Origin of the sequence: Streptomyces sp. CA-179760 (assembly GCF_050937045.1) — a bacterium.
In the GTDB taxonomy this organism is placed as follows: domain Bacteria; phylum Actinomycetota; class Actinomycetes; order Streptomycetales; family Streptomycetaceae; genus Streptomyces.
Genome location: NZ_JBNJLZ010000002.1, coordinates 32,610 through 57,893, shown reverse-complemented (window position 1 = coordinate 57,893; position 25,284 = coordinate 32,610). Strand labels below are relative to the sequence as shown.

Annotated in this window: 18 protein-coding genes, 2 pseudogenes and 1 CRISPR repeat array; of the genes and pseudogenes, 13 read left to right on the top strand and 7 right to left on the bottom strand. The window is 68.7% G+C overall.

From position 1 onward, the window contains the following. The first annotated feature begins 183 nt into the window (after positions 1-183). Entirely contained in the window at positions 184-660 is a 477-nt protein-coding gene (locus ACQEV8_RS42635) for an effector-associated constant component EACC1 (protein ID WP_432973649.1), read from the top strand. Further along, complete coding sequence (locus ACQEV8_RS42630; protein ID WP_432973646.1) at positions 657-1,814, top strand: caspase family protein; 1,158 nt, start codon at positions 657-659, stop codon at positions 1,812-1,814. The genes ACQEV8_RS42635 and ACQEV8_RS42630 overlap by 4 nt, the downstream gene beginning before the upstream one ends. Positions 1,815-2,183: 369 nt before the next feature. Here ACQEV8_RS42630 and ACQEV8_RS42625 read toward each other — a convergent pair whose 3' ends face one another. Together ACQEV8_RS42625 and ACQEV8_RS42620 are read right to left on the bottom strand one after the other, a co-directional pair. Further along, entirely contained in the window at positions 2,184-3,152 is a 969-nt protein-coding gene (locus tag ACQEV8_RS42625; RefSeq protein WP_432973652.1) for a TniB family NTP-binding protein, read from the bottom strand. A gap of 116 nt (positions 3,153-3,268) precedes the next feature. Next, on the bottom strand, positions 3,269-3,964 hold the full coding sequence (locus ACQEV8_RS42620) for a Mu transposase C-terminal domain-containing protein (protein ID WP_432973643.1): 696 nt from the start codon (positions 3,962-3,964) through the stop codon (positions 3,269-3,271). A gap of 483 nt (positions 3,965-4,447) precedes the next feature. Next, a CRISPR array of direct repeats spans positions 4,448-4,719; the repeat unit is 28 nt; unit sequence GACAGACCCCCACGCGTGTGGGGAAGAC. A gap of 295 nt (positions 4,720-5,014) precedes the next feature. Here ACQEV8_RS42620 and ACQEV8_RS42615 point away from each other — a divergent pair. The 9 genes and pseudogenes from ACQEV8_RS42615 to ACQEV8_RS42575 all read left to right on the top strand — a co-directional run bounded on the left by ACQEV8_RS42615 (position 5,015) and on the right by ACQEV8_RS42575 (position 17,510). Further along, positions 5,015-5,850, top strand: a pseudogene (locus ACQEV8_RS42615) (IS5 family transposase). 217 nt (positions 5,851-6,067) lie between these two features. After that, positions 6,068-7,765, top strand: coding sequence for a zinc-ribbon domain-containing protein (locus ACQEV8_RS42610; RefSeq protein ID WP_432973640.1), 1,698 nt, complete (start codon positions 6,068-6,070; stop codon positions 7,763-7,765). Between the two features lie 864 nt (positions 7,766-8,629). Next, positions 8,630-11,491, top strand: a complete 2,862-nt coding sequence (locus ACQEV8_RS42605) for a CRISPR-associated endonuclease Cas3'' (protein ID WP_432973637.1) — start codon at positions 8,630-8,632, stop codon at positions 11,489-11,491. Positions 11,492-12,227: 736 nt separating this feature from the next. Then, positions 12,228-13,826, top strand: coding sequence for a type I-E CRISPR-associated protein Cse1/CasA (gene casA, locus ACQEV8_RS42600; RefSeq protein ID WP_432973634.1), 1,599 nt, complete (start codon positions 12,228-12,230; stop codon positions 13,824-13,826). Between the two features lie 63 nt (positions 13,827-13,889). Next, positions 13,890-14,552, top strand: coding sequence for a type I-E CRISPR-associated protein Cse2/CasB (locus tag ACQEV8_RS42595; protein WP_432973631.1), 663 nt, complete (start codon positions 13,890-13,892; stop codon positions 14,550-14,552). A 1-nt stretch (position 14,553) separates the two neighbouring features. Continuing rightward, entirely contained in the window at positions 14,554-15,747 is a 1,194-nt protein-coding gene (cas7e, locus tag ACQEV8_RS42590; RefSeq protein WP_432973628.1) for a type I-E CRISPR-associated protein Cas7/Cse4/CasC, read from the top strand. After that, the gene (cas5e, locus tag ACQEV8_RS42585; RefSeq protein ID WP_432973625.1) at positions 15,744-16,535 is read left to right on the top strand and encodes a type I-E CRISPR-associated protein Cas5/CasD; all 792 of its coding nucleotides are present in this window, start codon (positions 15,744-15,746) and stop codon (positions 16,533-16,535) included. Before cas7e ends, cas5e begins: the two co-directional genes overlap by 4 nt. After that, complete coding sequence (gene cas6e / locus ACQEV8_RS42580; RefSeq protein WP_432973622.1) at positions 16,532-17,242, top strand: type I-E CRISPR-associated protein Cas6/Cse3/CasE; 711 nt, start codon at positions 16,532-16,534, stop codon at positions 17,240-17,242. Before cas5e ends, cas6e begins: the two co-directional genes overlap by 4 nt. Before the next feature lie 46 nt (positions 17,243-17,288). Next, the gene (locus ACQEV8_RS42575) at positions 17,289-17,510 is read left to right on the top strand and encodes a hypothetical protein (protein WP_432973619.1); all 222 of its coding nucleotides are present in this window, start codon (positions 17,289-17,291) and stop codon (positions 17,508-17,510) included. Here ACQEV8_RS42575 and ACQEV8_RS42570 read toward each other — a convergent pair. After that, on the bottom strand, positions 17,507-18,355 hold the full coding sequence (locus ACQEV8_RS42570; RefSeq protein ID WP_432973616.1) for a hypothetical protein: 849 nt from the start codon (positions 18,353-18,355) through the stop codon (positions 17,507-17,509). The two genes, ACQEV8_RS42575 and ACQEV8_RS42570, sit on opposite strands and share 4 nt — an antisense overlap. A 514-nt stretch (positions 18,356-18,869) precedes the next feature. On the opposite strand from ACQEV8_RS42570, the gene ACQEV8_RS42565 reads away from it, so the two are divergent. After that, the gene (locus ACQEV8_RS42565; protein ID WP_432973613.1) at positions 18,870-19,739 is read left to right on the top strand and encodes an AAA family ATPase; all 870 of its coding nucleotides are present in this window, start codon (positions 18,870-18,872) and stop codon (positions 19,737-19,739) included. Positions 19,740-19,863: 124 nt separating this feature from the next. On the opposite strand, the gene ACQEV8_RS42560 is transcribed toward ACQEV8_RS42565, so the two are convergent. Together ACQEV8_RS42560 and ACQEV8_RS42555 are read right to left on the bottom strand one after the other, a co-directional pair. Further along, positions 19,864-20,169, bottom strand: coding sequence for a hypothetical protein (locus tag ACQEV8_RS42560; RefSeq protein ID WP_432973610.1), 306 nt, complete (start codon positions 20,167-20,169; stop codon positions 19,864-19,866). 16 nt (positions 20,170-20,185) lie between these two features. Then, positions 20,186-21,739, bottom strand: coding sequence for a zinc-ribbon domain-containing protein (locus tag ACQEV8_RS42555; protein ID WP_432973607.1), 1,554 nt, complete (start codon positions 21,737-21,739; stop codon positions 20,186-20,188). A gap of 447 nt (positions 21,740-22,186) precedes the next feature. On the opposite strand from ACQEV8_RS42555, the gene ACQEV8_RS42550 reads away from it, so the two are divergent. Further along, positions 22,187-22,510, top strand: coding sequence for a hypothetical protein (locus ACQEV8_RS42550; protein ID WP_432973604.1), 324 nt, complete (start codon positions 22,187-22,189; stop codon positions 22,508-22,510). Between the two features lie 471 nt (positions 22,511-22,981). Here ACQEV8_RS42550 and ACQEV8_RS42545 read toward each other — a convergent pair whose 3' ends face one another. After that, complete coding sequence (locus ACQEV8_RS42545) at positions 22,982-23,191, bottom strand: hypothetical protein (RefSeq protein ID WP_432973601.1); 210 nt, start codon at positions 23,189-23,191, stop codon at positions 22,982-22,984. Positions 23,192-23,277: 86 nt separating this feature from the next. Continuing rightward, positions 23,278-24,746 (bottom strand): annotated as a pseudogene (locus tag ACQEV8_RS42540) (UvrD-helicase domain-containing protein). Between the last annotated feature and the right edge of the window lie 538 nt (positions 24,747-25,284).

The window sequence follows — 25,284 nt, the reverse complement described above, 5'->3', positions numbered from 1 at the left end:
GACGCTCGGAGGGGGCTTGTTGGTGTAGATGACGGCGGCTGGACTGGTGTGTTGTTGGTTTGCTGAGAGGTTGGATGGAGTGGCTTGGGGAGGGTGGTCAGGGGCTTGAACTGGAGTTGTTGGTGGTGTGTTGAGGAGAGTTGGGCTTGTTGTAGGTATCGGTAGGATCAAAAGGCTCGGCGGGTGTTTGTGCTGCTCAGGGGGCTTTTTGTCTGGTCGGGGGCGGTGTTGTGCTGGAGCGGGTTTCCTGATCGGTTGTGCATGGTCGGTGGATGCGCGTACGGATCAGGGGAGGCCGGGGTGCGGTTAGAGCTGCAGGTTGGGCTGGGTGCGGGGGAGTTGCGTTCGCTGCAGGGCTGGTTGCGTGCGGATCCTGTGGTGCGCCGGTCTGTTGCGGTGGGGGTGCGGGGTGGTGTGCCGGGGCCGGGGGAGATGGGCACGGTCCTGGATGTGCTTGAGCTGGTGACGGGCAATGGGTGGAGCGCGGCGTCGTTCGTGCTGGCGGTCACGGCGTGGCGGCAGAGCCGGCCGCAGCGGCCGCGGGTGGAGATCCGGCGCGGGGAGACGGTCATCGTCCTTGTGGAGGGTTCTGAGGAGGAGATCGCGCGGGCGGTTCGGGCGCTTGAGGCCGTCGGCGGCGGTGAAGGCGGGGATCGGTGAGTGTGCTGCCCGATCCGGGGGCCTCAAGGGCTGTGCTGGTGGGCACGAGCCGGTATGAGCATCTGGAGCAGTTGCCGGCTGTCTCGCAGAACGTGCAGGCCTTGGCTGGTCTGCTGTGCGGGCCGTTGTCGTTGCAGTTGCCTGCCCGGCATGTGACGGTCGTGGAGAATCCCGTTGCTGCGCAGGCGGTGGTGGGCGCGGTGCGGCAGGCGGCCGCCGAGGCCAGCGACACACTGATCGTCTACTTTGCCGGGCACGGACTGGTCGATGCCCAGGATCAGCTCGTTCTGGCTCTGCCGCATACCGAGTTCGGCCGTATCGAGACCGGTCTGCCCTATGACTGGGTGCGCCAGGTGCTGCTGCTGGACTCCCGTGCCGAGCGGCATGTGGTGATTTTGGACTGCTGTTACAGCGGCCTGGCTTTGGGGAGGATGAGCGCGGGGACGGGGCTAGCCGACCAGGCTGCGGTGGAGGGCAGTTTCCTGCTGGCGGCCGCCGCCGAGACCCGTACTGCCTTGGCGCCGGTGGGGGAGACCTACACGGCCTTCACCGGGGCTCTGCTGGAGGCCCTGCGGCAGGGCATACCCGGCGGTCCCGCGCTGGTTGACCTCGGGGTGCTGTACCGGCACCTGCGCCTGACGATGGAGGCACGCGGGCATCCTGTTCCGCAGGCGCGGGACCGCAACAGTGGTGCCCAGGTCGCGCTCGGGCGTAACCACGCGGATCTGCCGGCCGCGCCCATTGCTGCTGGGGCGGCGGGTGCGGATGCGGGGGAGCGTCCCTGGCCGGATCCGCGCGCGATCCGTACCGTGACGGGGTTCTTCACCGCTCTCGCGGAGGTGCGGGTGGTCAGTGGGCTGACTCATCGGGCGGTCAGTGAGCGTTCGGCCGGACGTATAGCGGCCGGCACCGTCGGCGGTCTGCTCAACCGCAGCACTCTTCCGACGACTTGGGGTACCACGGCCCTCTACCTCTCAGCGTGCGGTGTTCCCGATGAACAGATCACGCAGTGGCAGACCGCCTGGCAGCAGCTGCGCGCGCAGAACCTGCCGGCCAAGACGGCGGGCCCGGACGTCACCGATGACGGCGGGCCTGAGAAGGCCAGAGCGTGGCAGCGCCCTTTGTCGGCCTTGCGCCGCAGGCGGGATCACTGACCGGGGACCGCAGAGGCCGAGACACTGGACGGCTGGGGGTGAGGCGTCTTGTCCGAGCTGTCGGAGCCGTCTGAGAACAGGGTGTTCCATGCGGCGATGAGCAGCACAGCGGCGCCCAGGATGAGCCCCAGGGACGGCTTCTTCCATCGGCTGGACGTCGAGGATGGCTTCACGTAGTGCGCTGCCCGGTAATAGCCCTTGCGGGACTGCGCCTTCGTCTTTGCTCTCGCCACAGCTACACGCCCCCGTTCAGTGCGACTGCCTGCCAGGGCAGAGTTTCCCAGCGATGTGGCCGTGTCGCTTCCTGAACAGCTCAGTACGGCCGGTTTCGCACTGTTGCGGGAATGGGGCGACACCTGAGTTGGGCGGTCAGCGCTTTGGTGTGGGGCGGCTGTGTTGCTCGGCGAGGTGGTCGAGGCGGATGGCGTCGAGTGATTGCTTGTTGATGCGTTCGGTGCCGTCGCAGATGGCGGTGATGGCGGCTTGGCGGATGAGCCTGGTGAGGGATCCGATGCGGCCGGCGGTGCGTTGGTGGAGGTAGGGGGCGTGGCGGGGGAGGGTGCCGGGTTTGTGGTGGGTGAGGTCGAGGTTGTTTTCGATGTCGGTGATGACGTCGCGGAAGGGTTCGCGTGGTCCGTGGCGGGCGGGGAGGGGGCCGCAGGTGATGAGGGTGGCGCGTCCGGCGAGTTGGGCGCCGCGGGTGCCGGAGAAGAGGGGTGTGTCGGTGACGTCGATGCCGGCGTAGACGAAGGTGGCGCGGAGGCGTTCGGTGAGGTCTTTGAGGAGGTCGGCGGCCTGTGCGCCGGTGGTGGTGCGGGGGTTGAGGCGGTGGATTTCGTCGATGAGGACGAGTTGGACACCAGCGGCGGTGTAGGTGTGGCAGACGGCGTCGGTGATCTGGGTCTGGGTCATGCGGGGGGTGGTGGGGATGCCGAGGTAGCGGGCGAATTCGGTGATGAGTGTTTTCGCGGTGGCGCCGGGCGGGACGAGGACGTACGCGACGGGTACAGCCGTGTGTGCTGATCCGGACGGTGTGGGGTTTTTGCGGGTGTGGGCGAGGTGGCAGGTGCGGCCGACGCTCAGGAGGGCGGTGGTTTTGCCGGCTGCGGCGGGTCCGGTGACGATCAGCGAGGGCCGTGCGGTGGTCTGTTGGTGGCGGCCGAGGATCATCAGGGTGCGGACCTGGGTGGCGAGTTGGCTGATGGCGGGGGTGCGGATGGTGACGAACGCGGAGTGGTAGGCGAGGCGTTCCTCCGGGCTGCGGGGTGGCTGGCCGGGCTGGGGCGGGGTGAGGGGTTCGGTGGTGACGAATTGGTGCCAGCCCTGCCAGGTGGTCAGGGGCCAGGACGGCTCGGCTGCACCGCCGCCTGTGCCGGTGGCGGCGGTGTGGGCCCGGGCGGCGCTCGGGCTGGTGTCGCCGGCACGGGTGGCGTGGTCGGTGCGCGGGCGGGGGGTTACCACTTGTCGGCTTCCTCGTGTGCGTCGTAGAGCCCGAATCCGGTGGCCGCGGGGGTGTCGTCGTCGGGGAGGTCGTCGAGGTCGTCGATGCTGTCGTCCTCGTCCCAGTCCGTGGAGTTGCCGACGGCCTGCGCGTCGTGTTCCGGATGGCGGGCTGTGGGAAGGGGGATGGCTGAGGTGCGAGCCAGCAGAGCTTGTTCGGGTTTGGTGGCGTGGCCGCTGTGGACGCGGCGCATGAGCTGGTCGAGGGCGTCGGCGAGGTCGGCTTCGTACTGTTCTGTATCGCTGTGGTTGTCGTGCAGGGCGAGTGTTCTGATGTGCTGCCAGGTGTGGTCGTTGAACGGCTGGTGGACGTGGTCGCGGTGGATCCACGGGATCTCGGTCAGGTGGCCGTCGGGCAGGCGGACCCAGATCTGACGGACGTCGTGGGGGTTGTGGTGGATCTCCCATTTCCCGCCGCGCGCCGTGATGGGGGAGGGCTGGCCGCGGTAGGGGGCGAGGAGGTCCGCGTCGTAGGTGCGGTGGTGGATGCGGATGCCGGAGGCGGTGATGGCCTGCCAGCGCACGGGCAGCAGTTCGAGATAGTCGTGGCCGGTCAGCGGGACGGGCACGTGGCCGGCGACGGCGACGAGGGCGGCCCACATCTGGTTGGGGGTGCGACTTCTCGTTTCGGTGTCACCAGTTGTTCTCATTTGGATGCCTTGCGTCTCTACTGGTGAGAGTCCAGAAGTGGTGACGTCTAGTGAGAAGTTCTGGTGACGCGGTGTGAGAATCCCCAGCGTAACGAAACGAGAAGGCCATAGGAGTGGCTATCTGACCTGTTGTTTTGTGCTTTGACCTTGCTAGGTGGGAGCCGTGCGTGATGGTCGAGAAGATCCCCAAAGACCGCCGTTGAGGGCGAATGAACCCGAGCGCTGTGACCGGGCATTACTGGTTGCTGTGTCCGTCCGCCGGTCGACCATCAATCACCATCCCGCTGAGGGCCGGGACGAGTTCATGGGCCGGAGACCGAGTGGGACTACGCAAGCACGGTGCTCCGACGGTTCGTCCGTAGTGAAAGACCCTCACCTGCATGGGGAAGGCAGGGCGTCCGAAGTCGAGATCGTCACCGTCGGGGGGACTCCCACATACGTGGGGAAGAGAGCATGGCGCGGGCGGTGACGGTGTCGGTGATGGACAGACCCCCACGTGTGTGGGGAAGACGAGCTTGCGTGTCCGGAGTGCTGGGGAAGGGTGGACAGACCCCCACGGGTGTGGGGAAGACCTCCTCCAGCAGCCCATTCAGCACGTCGAGGAAGACAGACCCCCACGCGTGTGGGGAAGACAGGGGCTGGCGGACGCAGGTCGCGCACCGGCAGGACAGACCCCCACGCGTGTGGGGAAGACTGCCGGTGACATAAGTGCGCGGATGAGTTCCTGGACAGACCCCCACGCGTGTGGGGAAGACCCTTGCTCACCTGCGGTTCTAGAGACCGGTAGGGCATATTCTTGCTCACTTTACCTGAGCTGGCCGCACTGGTGGAGCCGCCGCCTGGTGGGGGTTGTCAGGGGCGGTCCTGCTTGAACTGCCTGACTATGCGGTGGCTTGGTATTACCAGAAGCGCGGTGATTGTGGTGCGGGAGCGCCTCCTGCGGCCGCTGTGGGGGCGTCACAGGGCTTGGCCCTCTCACCGCAGGCGTTGCGGACCCTTTTCGCGTAGAGGTCCTAACAGAAGTTGTTGATCATGTGACTTTCGGCTTGGGTGGTCGTTGGGCTGTTCGTGGGGAAACGACAGTCGCGGCCATGGATCGTGTCGGATGAACTGTGGTCGCTCATTGAGCCGTTGCTGCCCGAGCCGGGTCCCAAGCTGGTGGAGGGCAGGCCGCGGGTCCCCGACCGGCAGGCCCTGTGCGGGATTCTGTTCGTGCTGCACACCGGCATCCAGTGGGAGTACCTGCCCCAGGAGCTGGGCTTCGGATCCGGCATGACGTGCTGGCGGCGCCTGGCCGCCTGGAACGAGGCCGGCGTGTGGGACGAACTGCACCTGGTGCTGCTGCAAAGGCTGCGGGCCGCGAAGAAGCTGGACTGGTCGCGGGCGGTGATCGACTCCTCCCACGTGCGGGCCGCTCGGCGCGGCCCAAAAGCGGACCCAGCCCGGTCGACCGCGCACGGCCGGGCAGCAAGCACCATGTCCTCACCGACGGCCAGGGCATCCCGCTCGCGGTGTCGCTGACCGGCGGAAACCGCAACGACGTCACCCAGCTGCTGCCCCTGCTGGACAAGGTTCCGGCAGTGGCCGGCCTTGTCGGCCGCCCCAGACACCGGCCAGACGCACTCCTCGCCGACCGCGGCTACGACCACGACAAGTACCGCCGCCTCCTTCGGCTTCGCGGGATCCGCCCGGTCATCGCCGAACGAGGCGTCGAACACGGCTCGGGCCTGGGCGTCTTCCGCTACGTGGTCGAGCGCACGATCGCCTGGCTGCACGGCTTCCGCCGACTGCGGATCCGCTGGGAGCGACGCGACGACATCCACGAAGCCTTCCTCGGACTCGCCACCTGCCTCATCACCCACCGGCATGTCCAACGCCTTTGTTAGGACCCCTTAGGAGACCCTGGGCGGCAGCTGACGAGTGACGTCAGCAAGGAAGAAGCAATTACGTCACTTCGTGCCCTGGCACGCCTGCGAGAATCCGCACGTGAGTTCCCTACCGTCCCGTAAGACGACCCAACTGTGCTCTGAGGCGGACTGCGGGCAGCCTGCCGCGTTCTCTACACGTACGAAGAGCACCTGGTGTGACGCCCACATCACGCAGATGCTGCGTGAGGGCGGCCTGGAACCGCTAGAGCCCTTCACGAAACCGAAGGCGTGGCGTCTGACCCGGTGCCTGGCATGCGGCTGCGAGGCGCACTATCGCTTCGAGTACACCCTGGAAAAGAACGCCTATGGGGAAGCGACGTGCCGGGCCTGCTACTGGCGGCAGTGGGCACGGAAGGCTCGCCAGGCCATGGGCGCGTACGCCGACCTGAACCCGGTTCCGCAGGCCGAGGCGCGGGAGCACGCCGAAAAGAACGGATACGACTACGTCAGCGCACTGACCGCGCCCTCCTTCTCCGACGACCCGCACCATGTCCGGTGCCGCTACTGCGGCCGGTTGAGCGCCGCGAGGCTGGGGGACATCGGATTCGGCTGCCAGTGCCAGGTCAACCCTCGGCGTGAGCGGCAGACGACCAAGCCCGCCGGGTCCAAACAGCGTGACCTCCTCAAGGACAGCGAACTGCCCGTCCTCGACTGGTGGGACCACGAGCAGAACGACGCCGCCACCTGGGAGACCGTCACCGTCAAGGCCCGGCGGGAGGCGGCTTGGCGTTGCCCCGACTGCGGACTGCGGTTCAGGAAACGGATCTTCGCCATGGTCAACATGCGCGAGTGTCCGGAGTGCGAACCGAAGCGACGCGCTGAGCAGGAGGCGGAGCACGCGCGCTACCAGGCGACGCCGGTCGCGGACCTGCCCGAGCTGCTTGCCGCCTGGGACGACGAGACGGATCCCCGGACCGTAATGGTCGCGGATTATCGGCACCGTCAGCTATGTTGCCCGCGAGGGCACCGCTGTCGCCAGTCTCCGCTCACGTATCTACGTAACGGCTGCCCGTCCTGTCGCGGCCAGGACACACGCGCGTCGCGTCTTGAGGCGATCGAGGTCGATCCTGAGGCCTTCGGACTCAACGCCGAGATCGCCGCACAGTGGCACCCGACCAAGAACGGCAAGACTCCACTGTCGAAGGTGTCGCCCGGTTCACGCAAGCTCGTGTGGTGGCGAGATGAAGACTGCGGCCACGAGTGGCAGGAGACACCGGCCCGTCGGGAACAGGGCCAGCGCCTGCGCTGTCCGGAGTGCCGCACGATCCTTGACTCGCTCGCCTACCACTTCCCTGATCTGGCGGCGGAGTGGTCGCCGGCCAATCCGCTGTCCGCGTGGCAGGTGCGCCCGACCGGCCAGACCTTGTTCACACCTGCCTGGATATGCTCCGCAAACCCGGATCACGCATGGCAGGCGGCCCTGTCCTCACGGGCTAACGGCAGCGGCTGCCCCGAGTGCCGGGAGCATGGCAAGTCCCGCATAGAGCTTGAACACTGGGCAGCCGCGGAGCGTGCCTTCGGCCGGGCATCATCTGGCCAGTCAGTGCGGCACGAGGCATTCGCCCGGCGCGCGAGCTGGCTCGTCGACATCACGGTCGAAACGGCAGGGGAGCGGAAGCTCGCCATCGAGTACGACGGCTCCTACTGGCACGCGGACAAGGTTGACCTCGACATCGAGAAGTCCCGTGACCTACTGGCCGCCGGATACCTGGTGGCCAGGCTGCGCGAGTATCCATTGCCACCGCTGTCGATCGACGACCCGAACTACGCGGAGTTCGTCGTGTACTCAGCGCTGCCGAAGCCGGACGAGACAATCGGGCGGGTGAGCGACTGGGTAAGCAGGCAAGAGGAGAGGCTGGCGGCCCAGCGCTGAGCCCTGATGTGGTGGAGTTGACGGCAAGAGTCGTCAGACCCCGACGTGTGGGGGGAGCACCAAGGTCAGCGACCCGCGTTCTGGCTTGGGAGGAGTGACCCCACGCTTGTGGGGAGGGCGACCGCATCAAGGTTCGCCGCATGTACGAGAACGAACGACCCCCACATGTGTAGGGAAGAGGGGGTCTGCACGTGGTCGGCATCCCAGACCTGGGATACACCCTCACGCATGTGGGGAGTTCGCGCCGGGGACGAGACTTAAGTAGACCAGCACTGACAGACCCCCACGTGTGTGGGGAAGACGTCGAGCGGACCTTCGGCAGTATCAACACGCTGGACAGACCTCCACGCACGTGGAGAAGAGACCGCTGGCCCAGGAAAATCTGTTCGACGACGGGAGGCAGACCCCCACGCGTGTGGGGAGGGCGACCGTATAAAGGCTCGGAGCATGTAGGAAAACGAACGACCCCCACATGTGTAGGGAAGACGGGGGCTGCACGTGGTCGGCATCCCAGACCTGAGAGAAGCCCCCGTGTCTGTGGGGAGCATCCCAAGACGATCGTTGTCGACCGGGGAAAGGTCGACAGACCCCCACGAGTCTGGAGAGGGCCGCATGTCGTCCAGCCGGCCGCCCTGCTGTACGGCTGATCCCCACGCGTGTGGGGAAACACAGGTTCCTGAGCGGCCCGTGATGACCAGCAGGGGCGCACCCTCACGGGATGAGGAAACTGGTGAGATCGGATCGTAGGCTACACCCTGCCCTCCCAGGGGCGCGTACCGGGGGAGATGCTCTGCATGCGGCAGGATAAGCCGCAACACCCTTGACTCCAGGGTGGGTTGGCGTAGAGCGGAGCGGGAGCATTCGGTGGGGGTGCGGGAGGATGCCCGGCGCGGCGGGATCGATCTGACGCCGTGGGGCAAGTTCGACCGCGGAGAGCGGGCGGTGTATCCGCTGCTGTTTCATCTGCTGGATGTCGCGGCGCTCGCGGGCGTGCTCTGGGACCGGTATCTGACCCGCGGTCAGCGTCGGCTGATCGCGGCAGGACTGGGGCTGCCTTTGGCGGAGTCGCGCTGTCTGATGATGTTCATCGCCGGCCTGCACGATCTGGGCAAGCTGTCCGCTTTCCAGGAACAGGAGGCGCATCCCTGGGCCCGAGTCAGCGACACTCTACGTGCTGACACCCGCAATTGGCGGCGTATGCCGCACGAACGGGCGTCCATGCACAGTGTGCTGCACCTGCTTGCAGAGGCCGGCTATCCGGCGGACACCTCCGACAGCCCCGGAGCGCTCGTCGCGCAGATCCTGGGCGGCCACCATGGCCGGTTCCTGCAGGTCGACATCGACGGCGCGGCCAAAGCCTCCAGGGTCAACCTCACGCTGGGCGGGCCGGCCTGGCAGGATCTGCGCCGCCGCTACTTCGCCCTGCTGCGCCATCTGACCGGCGCCACCGCGGTGCCCTCGGATGTGTCAGTGCGGGCGGCCGTGCTGATCACCGGGGTCGGCATCATCGCGGACCGGCTGGCCAGCCAGCGTCACTACTGGCTGCCCAGGGCCCAGGCACCCGCCTTCGCTGCCGGCGAGCACTACGCACAGGCCGTCCGGGACGCCCCCGCCGTGGTCGAGGAGTCCGGGCTGACCCGCATCACCCTGCCAGAGGTGCCGTTCACCCAGGCCCATGGTGGCCTGGAGAGGCCGAACGACCTGCAGGCTTCGGTGATTAGGCAACTCACTGCCGTGGTGGGGGAGAAGGGGCCCGGCATTCTGGTGGTCACCGACGCCACCGGCGGCGGAAAGAGCGTTACCGCGCTGGAAGCAGCGCGGATCTTCAACGCCTCCGGCGACACGGCCGGCATCCTGTGGCTGCTGCCGACCATCGCCACCACCGACGCCGCCTACGACCTCCTCGAGGCCTACGTCGCGGCCCACCATCCCGAGCACGCCCCGGTCTCCCTGGTCCACAGCCACGCCTACGACAACGCCGCCTACTCTGACCACCGCCTGGCCGCCCACGAACCCTCCACCAGCGACGCCTACTGGCCCGAGAGCGACGACGGCGACGATGACGGGGGCAGGCCGGCTGCGGGGGAGCGGCCCGAAGAACGCGTGACGGTGCCTGACGGCTGGCTGCGCGGCTGGGACCGGGCCGTGCTGGCCCAGTTCACCGTCGCCACCCACGACCAGGCCCTCATGGCCGCCCTGCCGGTCCGCTTCAGCGCCCTGCGCATGCTGGCCCTGTGCGGTCGGACCGTCATCGTCGACGAGGTCCACGCCCTGCCCCCGTTCATGCGGCAGACACTGTCCCGGCTGCTGCACTGGCTGGGCGCCCTGGGCTGCCCCGTGGTGCTGCTGTCCGCAACTCTGCCCGGCGACATCAGCAGCCAGCTCGTCCGCAGTTATCTCGACGGCGCCGGCCACCCGCACTCCGCAACTGCCCACCTGGACTGCCGGCCTGCCTATCCCGGCTGGCTCTACGCCGCCGCCTCGGACGCCTCGCTCACTCGCATCGCCCCAGCCGCGGCCGAAGCCCACGCCGACCGCCACCGCCGCCGCGCCGACCTTCGTCTCCACCCGGTGCACCACCCCTCCTGCCCCGACCCCCAGGACACCCCCGCCCGGGAAGCCCGCCTGGAGCGCATCACCAAGGAGATCGCCCCCGTCGCTCGATCAGGTGGCTGCGCGGCCGTGTACTGCGCCACCATGGCCGACGCCCAGACCACCTACGCACACCTGCGCGACGGCCTGGACTGGCCGGACGGCGGCCCCGGCGAGCAGCTACTCCTGCTGCACGCCCGCCTGCCCGGCTACCGCCGCGAGGCCCTCACCCGCCGCATCCGCACCGCTCTGTCCTCGACCGGCGAGCGCCCCGGGCGCCTGGTGGTCGTCACCACCAGCCTCCTGGACATGAGCCTCGACATCGACGTAGACGTCATGGTCAGCGACCTGGCACCCCTGCACACCCTCCTGCAGCGCCTGGGCCGCCTGTGGCGCTTCGACCACATCAAGCGACCCGCCTGGCTGTCCAGCGACCGCCCCCGCCTGATCGTCCTCGACCCCACCGACCATCGCGGCCGCACCCTCCTGCCGCCCGCCTGGCGCCCGTTGGACTCCCCGTTCCTGCCGCTCGCCACCGCCGCCTACCTCGCCCGACGGCCCGAGCAGCCGCTCACCCTGCCCGACGACGTGCAGCAACTGGTGGAGGCCGTGCACGGCGACGCTGACGCCCTCGCCCGCACCGACGCCGCCCTGCGCCGCAGCCACACCCTGCACCAGGCCCGCACCCGCACCGAGGAACACCACAGCGCCCTGCACCTCGTGCCCCCTTGGCACGACACCCTCTCGCTGTCCGACCTGCACCGCCAAAACCTGCACCCCCGCGAGGCCGCCACCCGCCTGGGAGCCATGCCCCGCCGCCTCCTGCCCGTCTACCGCACACCCGACGGCCGCCTCACCCTGGACGCGGCCGGCACTCAGCCGCTGCCCGAGCACCGCAAACCGACCACCGCACAGATCCGCACGATCCTCCAGCACACCCTGCCCGTCCCCGCCGCCTGGGTCGCCGGCCGCGCACGAGACCACCACGTCCCCGCCCCATGGCGCAGCCACGCCCTCCTCGCCGACCTCGTCCTGCTCCCGCAAGACGCCGGCGATCCCACCCGGCCGGCGCGCTTCGGACGGCACTGTCTTCACCTCGACGACGCCCTGGGACTGGTCTACACCGAGGACTGAACCGCCTCCCCGCCGCACACTGCCCGCCCGAACTCCTCTCACAGGCGTGCCGTTGCTGCTGGACGGGACCAACGCCCGCCGTGTGCCGTACCGAGTGGGCAAGCCGCGGCGCTGCGCGGTCGCCACGCCAGACAGCCCACGCCGCGAACGGCACGGTTACGCCTGCCGCCCCGGGCGGCTTTCCGTGCCCGAGGTACGCAGCAGTGCGACGCCAGAAGACAGGGGCTGGGAGTCCTCGTGCCGGGCCGCCAGGGCTTCTCACTTGATGCCACTGCTTCGCCGCTTGAACCAGGCGGAAATACGTGACATCTGAGCGAGAGTTGGCGGTGACATCGAAATGAGAGAAGGCATCCGCTGCGCCGCAGTTGCGGATTGAGGGCCGCAACCGGAAATGACTTCCGTTCAAAAAAGGGGCACCGACCGGTAATTTCCCGCTGAACTATGTGGTTCGGAAGCTGCTTGTCTATGACTAATATGGAAATGCGGAGCCCGGGCTGACGTTCGATCCCGGCCTCGCGCGCCCTGCCTGCTGCGCTGTGTGCACCGCACCCTTGGTACTCCCGCGTCGCAGGGGCAGCACACTGGCGTGGCCTGACCCGGCACGCGCCCCGGGCGCCCTTCCGCTATTCCTTTCTGCCGCCCCGCGCCCCTGGCGCCTCGGCCTGCGCAGAATTCTGGCGCCACACGTAAGCCTTCCCAGACCCCTCTTTTTCTTCACGTCCGGCATGGAGCCTGTGTGTCCTTACCGCACTTTCAGACCGACAAAGAACCGTGCATTCCCGTCATCTTCCCGGACGGGCACCAGGAGGAGCTGGGATGGCGGGACGTACTGCTGCGCGCCCACCTCATCAAGGACCTGGCACTGCCGGTGCCGCCGGCGGCATCCGCCGTCCTGCGCCTGCTCGTTGTGATGGCCGCACGGATCAGCGGCCTGGACGCACGAGGAGAACGACGCATGACAGCACGTCAGTGGGCAGCCCGCCGCCGCGAGTTACTGACGCATCCCGCCGGGTTCGACCCCGACGCCGTCCACGCCTACTTCGACAACTACATCTGGGACCTGTTCCACCCGGTGCGGCCATTCCTGCAAGACCCGAGACTGGCCAGCCAGTGCCCGCAACGCGCCGGCGTCAACAAGCTCGTCTTCGGCCGCCCCGAAGGCAACAACCTTTCCTGGCTGAGCCCGCACTCCGACAGCGACCCGCAGCCGGTACCCAGCGCCCAGGCGCTGTGGCACCTGCTCATCCACCACTACTACGGCGCGGCCGGACAGTGGTCCGTGCGCACCGTAGGCGACCGCTCCCTCAACCGGGCCAAAGCCGGCCCACTGCGCTCGAGTCTGTCCTTCCACCCCCTGGGCCGCACCCTGTACGAGACCCTCCTGGCCGGCATACCCAAGCCCGACCCGTCGTGGCCGGACGCCGTGGACCGCTGCCCGTGGGAGGAGCCGCTGCCCCACCCTGACCCCGACCCCGACGACGGTGACCCCGTCGAGGGCCCGGACCCCGATGCCGCGCCGCCGCCGGTGTCCTCACCGGGCCGTCTGCTGACCGGCCGCTCCCGCCACGCCGTCCTCCTCATTCCGGCACCGGACGGACGCCACGTGACCGACGCCTACCTGACCTGGGCCACCCAGAAAAAGCTCCCGGCCCTCGACCCATATCTCATCCATCACGTCCACGCCGACGAACCGGTCACCCGACGCCACCGACCACGCCGCGCGGACGCCGACCGGGCCCTGTGGCGCGACCTGGACGCGCTGCTGCTGGCGGGTGACGAGGACGACCGCAAAGGCACCCAGGCAAAGAGCGGCAAAGGCCACTACACCGTCCAGCGCCCCGACGCCTTCACGACCCTCAACGACCTGCCCCCCGACCTGCGCGCCGCCCTGCGGGTGCGGGTCTACGGATTCGACCAGGACGGCAAGACCACCAACCGCACCTGGTACACGGCCCTGACCCCGCCGATCTGGCCCTGGACGCAGGAATGCGACCCGGCCGCGGCCGAGCGGATCGCCGCATGCCGCAAGGCCGCCGAAGAGATCGGCACCCACCTCGACCGCCTCTCCCAGGACGCCTGGAAGCAGACCACCAACTCCGGCAGCCCCCGCCACCTGCCGCCCTGGACCCGCAGCGCCCGCACCCTGTACTGGCCCCGCGCCGAGTCCACCTTCTGGAACCTGCTGAACGAACCCGCCCGCAGCGCCCGCGCGGCGTTCGCAGCAGACGCCATCGACGCCCTGCGCACCGCCACCCGCCCGGCGATCGCCCAGCACTTCCGCGCCGCCGAAGCCGTCGCCACCGCCCTGGCACAGCTACGCCAGCGCAGCCGCTGACCCGCCCTCACCACAGCCCTCTGCCCACTCCTTCTTGCCGCCTTATCGGAAGCTGCCGCCCCTATGCCCGTCACCACCACGCAACGCCGCGCCCACTACGACGACTTCGTCCACCAGGTCATCACCCTGTGCGCGGTCAACGGCATCCGCGCCGACCTCAACTCGGGCTTCGGACGGCCCGTCGCAGAGTGCTCCCGGATGCCAGAGCACCTCACCCGACACATCGCCGGCTTCGGAGCCCGCCGCGCCCACTACACCGTGGCCTCACTCATCGCCCTGCACCGCGACCTGCCCCACCAAGAAGGCCCCTACCAGCCGGAGCAGCCCGCCCCCGGCGAAGACCAGGACGCCACCACACCGACCGCGAACACAGCTCCAGCATCCGACCCCCCGGGCTCGGCGCCGACGGCGAGCACGGCTGAGCGGCCCTGGCGCCGCCGTCCCGATCTCGGCACCCACCTCGCCATCGCCGTGGCCCGCTACGGCTTCAAGGAAGCCACCATGACCAACCGCGTCAAAACCCTCACCCGGCTCGACACCTCGCTGCTGCACCCGAGGCTGTGGACGCTGACCGGCCACCTGAACAGCCGCCGCGCCGCCCGCCTCGACTTCGCCGTCCTGCTGGAAGACCTGGCCTGGTGGGACGACGACCAGCTCGAGATAGCGGCCCGATGGCGCGAGAACTACTTCCTCACCCTGCACACCCTGACGTCCAAGGAACAGTGACATGACCGCCTACGCCCCCGCCCGCTACGCCGACTTCCACATCCTGCACCCGCTGCCCGCCTCCCTCCTCAACCGAGGAGAGGACGACCTGCCCAAGACCCTGAACCTGGGCGGCGTGGTCCGCGCCCTGGTGTCCTCGCAGTCCTGGAAGCGGGCCGTGCGCCTGCGCCTGGAGGACGTCCTGGACGAACACGCCGCCCGCACCCGCATGCTGCCCCTGCGGGTGGCCGACGCCCTGCGCGCGGCCGACTGGCCCACCGACCTGGCCGCCTTCGCCGGAACCCAGATCGTGCGCTCGGCCACCACGGAAGGCCTCAAGACCGAGGAAAACCAGCGCGGCATCACCTCGGCCACCCTCTACCTGCCGCGCGACGTCCTAGACGACCTCACCGACCTGTGCACCGAACACCGCCCGCACCTAGAAGAAGCCCTCGCCAAGGAAACCGCCGCACAGACCGCCCCGGCCAAGGGACCCCGCAAGAAGAAGCCCAAGGCGGAGGCCGTCCTGCCCACACCCAGGGTTGCCTCCGTGATCCGCCGGCGCACCGCGACCATCAACCTCTTCGGACGCATGCTCGCCGAGGTGCCCGACGCCCACGTCGACGGCGCCGTGCAGATGGCCCCCGCCTTCACCGTCCATGCCAGCTCACCCCAGCCCGACTACTTCACCGCCGTCGAGGACTGGGCAGCCCCGAACGAGGCCGGCAGCGCCCACCTGCAGACCGCGTTCTTCACCACCGGCCTGCTCTACCGCTACGCCACGGTCAACCTCACCGAACTGACCCGCAACCTGAACGGCGACCACGACCAGGCCCTGCACCTGCTGAGCCTGTTCGCCGACGCCTTCATCGACGTCATGCCCGGCGCGAAGAAGACCTCCACCGCCCCGCACACCTACCCCCACCTGGTCCACTACACGATCCGCGACCGCCGCCCCGTCTCCTACGCCGCCGCTTTCGAACAGCCCGTCAAGCACGCCCCCGGCGGCGGCTACACCGATCCCGCCATCACAGCCCTGTCCGAGCATGCCGCCGGGCTGAACCGGCTGCTGGGCACCCGCCGCCTCGTCGGCTGCGGCTACGCCACCCTGCACCCCGGCCCCGTCGACCACCTCGGCACCGCCCACGCCGGCCTCGACGACCTCATCGACGCCCTCACCAAAAACGCGGCCCTGCCCACCGGGACCCCCGTATGAACGGCATCCTGCTGCGCCTGGCCGCACCACTGATGTCGTTCGGAGAACACGCCGCCTTCCACTACCGCGACACCCTCCCCTTCCCCTCCCGCTCAGCCCTCATAGGCCTGTTCGCCGCCGCCGACGCACGCCCCCGCAACGAAGCCCTCGCCCCCGACCCGGCCACCGGCCAAAACCCCTACACCGACCTGACGTTCACCGTCCGCATCGACCGCCCCGGCACCCGGCACACCGACTACCACACCGTCGGCGGCGGCCGCCCACACCGCCAGGGCCTGCGCACCAGCAGCGGCGCCTACCGCCCCCGCGAGAAGTCCACCCTCATCACCGAACGGGTCTACCTCGCCGACGCCGTCTTCACCCTCGCCGTCCAAGGACCCGACCCGTTCCTGGAACACCTCCTGAAGCGGCTCGAACAACCCGCCTTCGGCCCCTACCTCGGCCGGCGCGCCTGCCTCCCCAACGAACCCCTCGTCCTCGGCGGCCCGCACCCCGACCCCATCAATGAACTCCTCCACCACGTCCCGCTCAGCCTCACCACACCACCGAGCACCGACCAGGCCACCGTGCCCGTCGCCTTCGTCTGGGAACACCCGCCCTCCCACGTACCCGCCGCGCACAGCGAACGCGAAATCGCAGACGTCCCCCACGACTTCACCCCCACACGGCGCTTCCACAAGACCCGCCGCACCTGGCACACCACCGAAGACCTGCCCGCCACCCTGTACGCCCCACCCCCCGCACTCACCGAACTGACCGCCTACATCCACCAGGACGCCACGCCGTGACCAGCACCCCAACCGCCGCCCTCGCCACCACAGCGACACTGACCCGCATCCGCCTCAACCGCCGCAGCCCGGCCGCCCGCCGTGACCTGGCCGACGCCGTCAGGCTGCACAAGAGCGTGATGCTCCTGGCCCCCGACGACCTCGGCGAAAACCCCCGGCGGCAGGCCGGCCTGCTCTTCCGTCTGGAAGACGCCACCGACGGCACCCCACCCACCCTGCTCGTCCAGTCCCACCAGCCGCCCAACCTCACCCGCCTGCCCCACCACTACGGCACCGCCGAAACCCGACCCCTGCACCCCATGTTCCAGGCCCTGACCCCCGGCCGAGCGGTGCGCTACCGCATCACCGCCAACGCCAGCGCCGCCCGCCGCGTCCTGGACGACCACCACCCCGTCGACAACAAGCACGGCAGAAAAGTCGTCGCCCTCTACGGCGACGACGCCCTCGCCTGGTGGCAGCGCCGCGCCCACCAAGCCGGCCTCACCCTGGCCACCACCGACATCACCCCCGCCCGCTTCCCCCGCACACGCCGCCGCGCCGACAAGCCCGGCGAACAAGCCCACTCTCCCGGCCCCTTGCACGCACTGACCCGCTTCGACGGCCTGGCCACCATCACCGACCCCGACCAACTCAGCCACGCCCTACTCACCGGCATCGGCCGCGGCAAGCCCTACGGCGCCGGCCTGCTCACCCTCGCCCCAGCCTGACCCACCCGCGCCCCGACGCGCGCCACCCCAAGAAGGACCCCGACGCGTGCCCGCCACACCACCACCCGACGGCCCCTACGACACCACCTCCCTGCGCGCCGCCGCCGTACGCCGCCTACTGCGCCTGCGTAATGCCGACCGCCTGACCCACTACGACGTGCGTACCGTCGCAGCCGCCTTCACCGTCCACTGGCGCACCGTGCGCCGCTGGATGGACAACGCCACCACCCACAACGGCACCTACACCCCCAAGGCCGCCGCCACTTAACCCTCACCCCGGCAATGCACGACACGTTGGCCCGCTGGAACGGCAACGCGGCAGCCACCTACCGCGAACTCGTCGCCGACGGCATCTTCGGCAGGCCGCCCCGCGTATCCCGGGCAACCTTCTACCGCGCAATAGACCGGGAACTCACGCCCGGCCAGCGTGCCGCCCTCAAAGGGGGCGAAGCAGCCCGCCGCCGACACGACGTCCATGCCCTGCGCCCGCACGGCAACCGCAACGACGTCTGGGAGACGGACCACGTCGAAGCCAGCGTCTTCGTCAACATCGACGGACGCCGCAGCAAACCCTGGATCACCTGGTTCATCGACCACTCCACCGCCGTCATCTGCGGGCTGGCCATCACCCCCCACCAGCCCAGCCAGGACGCCATCCTGGCCGCCGCCCGCGACGCCATCCTCTGCACGGATCACCACCGGCCCTTCGGCGGCATCCCCCGCAAGATCCGCACCGACCGCGGCCGTGACTTCCTGGGCAAGTGCGTGGACGAGGCGTTCAAAAAATTCGGCACCGAACTGATCGTCCTGCCGCCCTACAGCCCCCACCTCAAAGGCACCGTCGAAGCCATCAACGGCGCCGCCAAACACATGCTGTTCAAAGGACTGCCCGGCTACGCCCACACCCCCCGAAGCCGCCGCGACCGCCGCGGCCAGCCCCTGTGGGCCCTGGACGAACTCCTCGACTACGAAACCTTCATCACCGTCGTCCTCGACTGGGTGGACTGGTGGAACAACGACCACACCATCGCCCGCCTCCACCGGCGCACCCCCGCCCAAGCCTGGCACGCCGACCTCACCCCCATCGACACCCTCGACCCTGCCGACCTGCACACCTACACCCTCACCGACGCCGGCCCACCCCTGAAAATCACCAGCAAGGGCGTCCGCTGGAAAAGCGCCTACTACGTCGGCGACTGGATGCACGGCCACTCAAGCGCCGGCGAGATGGTCCGCCTGCGCCACGAACCCCACCACTACCACCGCATCGAGCTCTACGACGCCGACACCCTCACCTACCGCGGCCCCGCCTTCCGCAGCGACGAAATGAGCCCCGCCAAGCCCGTGCGCTACGCAACGCCCGCCGACGCGAAGCCGACCGCTACGCCGCCAAAGCCCGCCGAGCACGCAAGAACGCCTCACCCCGCTACGCCGCCACCAGCGTCACCGCCGCGCCCGAACCCCTCAACCGGCTCACCGCCAGCCAGGCAGCCGCCCAGCTACGCGAACTGCAGACACCGGAAGGTCACCTGCAGGCCGAAGCCCGGCCCGACCTCCTCAACCGGCCCCAGCCCGACTCCGCCCGCTGGACCAAACCCCGGCCCGACCCCAAACCCCAGGACACCGAGTGACCCACCCGACCACCACGCCCGAAAACCAGCCAACCGCCGGCCCCAACTACCACTACATGGGCCTACCCGGCGCCCGCGCCATGCTGACCCAGGCCAGCGCAGAGACCTACGCCAACCTCCACACCACCCTCAACGCCGACGCCGGCAAAGGCGCCATCATGTGCGTCCACGGCGGCGTCGGCCTGGGCAAAACCTTCGCCGTCAACAGCCACCTCGACGACCTCGCCCCCCACACCACCCTGCGCATCAAAGTCGGCTCCGCCAAAATCCAGGCCCTGCGCGCCTCCCTGTACAAAAGACTCGACCTTCCCGGCGAGGCCCCCCTCAACAGCACCCGCTGCGAAACCATCCTCAAGGAAGCACTGTCGGAGACCCCGCGCGTCCTGGTCGTCGACGAAGCACAGTGGCTGGACACCCGGGCCTTCGAATTCATCCGCGAACTCTGGGACGACGAAGACACCCGCCTCGCCGTCGTCCTGATCGGCGCCGAAACCTGCTACCAGAAGATCAAAAACCGTCCGGCGCTGGACTCCCGCATCCTCGTCTGGCAGCGCTACAAGCCCCTCACACCCACCGAAGTCCTCACCGTCATCCCCGAGTACCACCCGCTGTGGGCGAACGTACCCGCAGACGAACTGCTGTGGATCGACGACGCCGCCTGCCACGGCAACTTCCGCCAATGGGCCAAAATCACCTACCTGCTCTGGGACGAGCACGGCGGCACCGACGCGAAGGGGCCCGGTAGCGCGGGTCCGCCGCAACCGGCTGCGCCAGAGGGCGCAGCCGCACCGTTTCCTCCCTACAGCCGGGACCTGGTGCGCGCCGTCCTCAGTCGCCTCGACCCCACCCAACGCCACGTCGACTGAAGGCCCTGTCACGTATGGCCCACCGTAGCCGTCCAGGGGCCGTGCTGCCCGAAACCGAACTGGGCAGCCAGCAGGCCCGGCGCCTCGTAGGGGCAGGCGGGGCCGCTGTCCGTGGCCTCCGCGATCATGGGGGTGAATCGGACGGCAGGGCGTCGCCCGACGGGGTGGGAGGGGCCGGGTCAACGGCGGGCGTGGCAGCACATAGTGGGCGCTCGTGTCGTACCCGTTCGATGTGTCCCAGGCCTCCATTCGCGTCAATGTCGATGATCTTGCCCAGCAACTCGTCTTCGCGCCGGCGCCGCATCGACTCCGTGCGGAAGCGGGAGATACCGGCGAGCGTCTCGTTGAAGCTCCGGGTCACCGCCAGGAGCACCCCGGGCAGCACCGAGACGAGCACTACCCATAACGCGGCATGACCGATCGCTGACATCAGGAACGGTTCGCGATCACTTCTGGCTGGCTCGGCGGCGCAGTTCGTCGAGGCGGGCTTCGGCGGCTTCGGCTGCCCTGGGGCCTGGTGAGCTGGTATAGCGAGTCAGCACTTGTGGCGGGATGACTCGGAGCCGGACGAGGTGCTCGAGAACTATGACCGCAGCTTCGTGTGCCGGAGACAGGAAAGGCACGTTCACATCTTTTATGGGATTGAGTAGTTCGAGCGGATGCTCTCGGACACGGACCGCATGGTCGACGGCATCGGCGAGGCGTTGTGACTTCGCTGCGTCCATCTCGGCTGTGCTCTCGTGCCAGTACGAGCCGTCGAATTCGAGAACAAGAGAGAGTTCCGGGATGTACATGTCCACCCGTTCGATGCCCTTGGCGGTGCGGATGGTGCGGAGGTCGGGATCCAGAGGGAGGACGACCGACAGCTCCGCGGCCAGCCGCACCTCCTGGGCGGAGGTTCCCGGGATGTTGCAGTGGGGGCAGCCCGTGCCGCCCCTTGTGCGGTTTGCGACGGTGGCGATCCAGGCATGCTCCCGGTTGATCGGACAGATCCAGTGGACCTTCATGCTGCTGCCCGAGGTCAGCTCTGCTGCGCTGATCTTGGATCTGACCGGATCGAGCTGGACGGCCAGATCGGGGCGCATGGCGAGAAGGCTGCTGGTGGTGGACACTTTGTTTCCGGCACAGTAAGGGCAGCCCTGCCCACTGGCTCGTTTGTAGACCCGAGCTTGCCAGCGGTGGTCGGGCCCCTTCGGGCATACCCAGTGGACGATCCGGCTGGAGCCGACCGATACGTCGCGCGGGCTGAGCGCGCCGTTGCGCTCGTGGTCCCACTGGCGGGCAATATCAGGCCGGTTGCTCGCCAAGCGGTTAACGTCCCACACCCGGGCTCCGCTGCAGAAGGGGCATCGAGACCCCTTGCCGACCCGGTTGTTCGGACTGGCCGTCCAGCGGTGCTCCGGGTGACTCCGGCAGAACCAGGCCAGGACCCGGTTGTCCTGGGCGAAGATCTCGTGGGCCGTCGTGCCGTTGACCGGCGCGTCGAACTCCAGTGCCACGTCGGGGGCGACTTCGGCGAGACTGTGCTCGCGAGCCAGACGCTTGCGTGCGCAGTACGGGCAGCCCTGCGGGCGGGTCGCATTGGTCCGGGAGTTCACGCTCATGTCGTAGTCCGGGTGTCCCGCCAGGCACCGCCACCAGGCCACGCTCTTGCTGCCGTTGAGCACCTCTGAGGCGGTGAATCCGGAACGTTCCGGGTTGAGATCCTTGGCTACGTCTGGAGAGATGGCGGCCAGGCTTCGCTCAAAGGGCACCTGTCCGCTGAGGCGTTTGCCTCGGCAGGCTGGGCAACCGGTGGACTGCGGCTTGGTGCGATTGTTGACCGTCGCGGACCATTCGTGAGCAGGGTTCGCAGAGCATTGCCACCACACCTTGGTCTTCCAGCTGTAGGGCACCTCCTCTGCTGTCAGTCCCTCATTGCGCTCAGGGTGGAACTCCTTGGCGACGGGATGCTCGCCCAGGTTTCGCCGAACGGTCTTCGGCAGCGATGCGCGTAACACGGTGTCTTCTCCTCAGGGGCAAGTCAGTCCCTCAGCCCTCAGGATCGAACCCAAGAGGCCGCCGGGCAGACGAAGTTGAAGACAGACCGTAGAATGAATTCGAAGAAGTCACAAACCGGCTGGTGGTTCCCTGTCGATTGCCCGCGCCCTGCCCCAAACGCAACCTGCTGACCAGAACGCCGTTCTGTTGTAAACGTGCACTCGGACGGGAGAAGCGCTCTGGGTCTGATGGGGGCTCCGGCCTGTCCCGGAGTGCTTCAGAGGCAGGGGCGGGTGGACAGCGGGAGGCAGGCCGCGGGGCAACCTCCTGTCACCCGCACGGCGATTGGGCCTCACGCGCCAGCCTCAGCGCCGCTGAACGACGTCATGGCCAGCCGAACTCACTCGGCAGGCACTTCCGGCTACGGGCTGCGCGCCTCTCGCGCTTTCACTTGGCTGCTTGCCGCCATGTCACTGACCGCGCTGCTGCTGATGGTCTTCGGTCTGCCTACCCGCGATCCCGATCTTGCTACGACCGGCACCCTGAACGGCAGCGAGATCAGTCTCCACACCAGCACTCCCGGCCCTGTCTTACATGAGGAATGGGCACAGCGGTGGTCTTGGACCCGCGCAGAGAGAGCCACCCATGTCGTCGTCAACTCCGTGGTGTTCCGCTCCTCCAGGCAGAACCTCACCACCATCGGCACCTACATTGAGATGACCTCCGGTCTCCTCGAACCCACCCTCCTCGCCCTAGGAGCACTCGCCATCCGCGGACGCATCAAACGCTGACTACCCAGCAGCCCCTACCCGGCGATTCAGCACCCGCCAACTCCGAGAAGTCGTCCTTGGCTGTACCCGCCAGGGCCCCCACACGGGCCGGTTGCTCCGGAGCCCCGTCTCGGTCCACGAAGCAGTACTCGACCGGCGCCCGCTTACTGCTCAGCAGCTGGTTGGCCGCGTTCGTTGAGGGCGGACCCCCACCCGCGTGGGGAAGAACCAGGTGGTGACGCCGCCGGTGGTGCGGCCGTGGATAGACCCCTACTTACGTGGGGATGGCCCCTTGCTGACCTGCGAGGCCGACTTTATCGATAGAGGGTCTTACTCGTGTGGTCCGGGCGGCAGTCAGCGGTGCCTTCCCGGAGGGCAAGGCGGAGCACGCGAACCGGGCCGAACCGGCGGGTCGGCCACCGGCAGTGGCCTTGTCGGACGAGCCGCACCTCTCGCGTGGCAGCTGTCCCCGGGGGCTGTGGGTGCGGGCTGTTAGTGGCTGTTGTCGGTGAGGGTTCCGCGCTGCACCAGCTCGTCGGCGGTGCAGCCGCGTCGCTGCGCCATTGCGTGGAAGGTTTCCCCCTCGCGTTGCCAGGACAGGGCCCGGGCGGCTGCCGTCTGACGGATGTACTCATCGGCGGACAGGCCGAGAGCGGTGGAGTGGGCGGCGATCGCTTCTCGTTCCGCGGCCGTGAATGTCATCGTGTGGCCTCCTTTGGCCGGTGGGCCTGCTGCTCGGCGGGGAGCCGGGCGTTAACGCAGGTCATGACGCTACCCGTTGTGCGGCTTCAGCCCGCGCTCGCTGCAGGGCGGTGGGTGTTGATCCAGGAGAGGCCGCCGAGGTCGAGGTGGTGGCGGGCGCGGGTGACGGCGACGTAGGCGAGGCGGGCGTCGGTGTCGCTGACGGGTTCCGGGATGGGGCGTCCTTGGGCGTCGTGCTGGTCTGTGTCCTTGGGCGGGGGAAGTCGTCGGCGATTTTGACGGTGGGCCATTCGCGGCCCTTGGCGGTGTGGGCGGTGGAGACGGTGACGTCGGCGTGCTGTTCGTCGGTGAGCTGATCGACGGCGGTGAGGATGGCGTCGGGTCCGTGGGTGTCGACGAGGTCCACGAAGGGCTGGAGGTCGCGTCCGGCGGGATCGTGGGCGGCGTAGTCCTGCAGTTCACCCCAGGATGGGAAGAGCACGAGTTCGGGGTGGGAGGTACGGCGGCCGGCCTTGAGGTCGCGGGCCGCGAGGGCGAGCGCGGCCAGCTGCTGTCCTCCGCGGGTGAGGGCGACGCGGTGGCCGGCGGCGAGCAGACGCATGACTTCGGTCATGGCGCCGATGTTGGTGCGGCACAGCACCGCGTCCGGCCGGTCGAGGCTGCCGATGTCGGTGGGGATGGTGTCGCTGCCGGTCAGCCGGATGGGGGCGTCGGCGAGTGTGAGCCACCGGTTGGCCTCCTCGGCGATCAAGGGGCCGAAGCGGAAGGAGCGGGTCAGAGTGAGAGGGGTGGCGTCGAAGCCGGTCATCACGTCCCGGGCGCCGCGCCAGCCGTAGATGGCCTGGGCGGAGTCGCCGACCATGACGAGTTGGGCATGGCCGCGCTGGGCGGCGAAGACGTCTTCCAGCACTGGGTTGGTGTCCTGGGCCTCGTCGAGGAAAAGGAAGTCGGCTTCGAGGGTCGGCCCGGTCAGGGCCCACATTTTCAGGTAATGGTCGTGTTCGAAACGGACCACACCCTGATCGGGGTTGTGCAGGTCGGCCCAGGCCTTGGCCGCGAACGGCATGACCTCGTCGGCAAGTCGGGCATGGTCGCCGGGTGTGGCCAGGCCGCGCAGCCGTGGCACGTGGTGGCGGGTCAGGATGCGGTCGGCGGAGTAGCAGTAGCGGGTGACGGTGCGCAGCACGGTGTGGGAGAGCGCGCGGGGCCCGATCTCGTGAGCGCCGATGCGGACCGGACGCGTGATACCGAGCGCCTGGCCGGTCTTCCACGCGGGCTGGCGGGGGCTGTTGAGCCGGCGGGCGTAGCGGTGACCCACGGCGGCGAAGGCTGTGGCATGGGCGGTCTTGCACAGCACCGTGCGGGGGAAACGGCCGGCGGCGTCCTGCGCGATGTTCTTGTTGAAAGCGAGGTAGCGGCCGCGGCGGTGAGTGCCGGCCGCTAAAAGGCCGAGGGTGCTGGTCTTCCCTGTCCCGGCGCCGGCCTGCAGGACGAGATGGTGACCGGCCCGGAAAACGTCGGCAGCGTGCGCCTGTTCGTCGGTGGGCGTGTGCAACAAGAGCTCCGCGAAAGAGAAGAAAAGCATTGGAAGGGGGAGGGGTGATGAGTGAGGTCTGCGGTGTGGGCTGCCGTCCCGGCAAGGTGCAGCGCCCAGGATGGGCTCACAGCGCTGCCGGATGCAGTGGTGATGCCGGCTGGGCAGGATTCGGGCCGTACAGACCAGGACTTCATCGGCGCTGTGGTGGGCGAGCAGGCTCTCGAGCCGGTTCTCCGGGCGAGTTCCCGCTCATGCCGGGCATGGTTCGAGGCCACGCACCGGCCGAGCACATCCTGCGGCCGCTGCCCCAGAGCTGCTGCGGCCCGGCGGAGGCCGCATCGACTCGAAGGGCCGAGGGCGATGTTGAGCAGAACCCGGCCGAGCCGGCGGGGGCGGGGTGGTGCGTGGTCAGGATGCCGATCGGCAGTCGCGTGCCCCGTTGGTGCCGTAGCACGTGCACGGCACCGCCCAGGCTGCGCGCTCTGCACCGCCATCAGCCGGGAACGGTCCGTGTTCGCGGCCGGCCGGACGCTTGCCCGGGCGTGCCGGAGCTCGC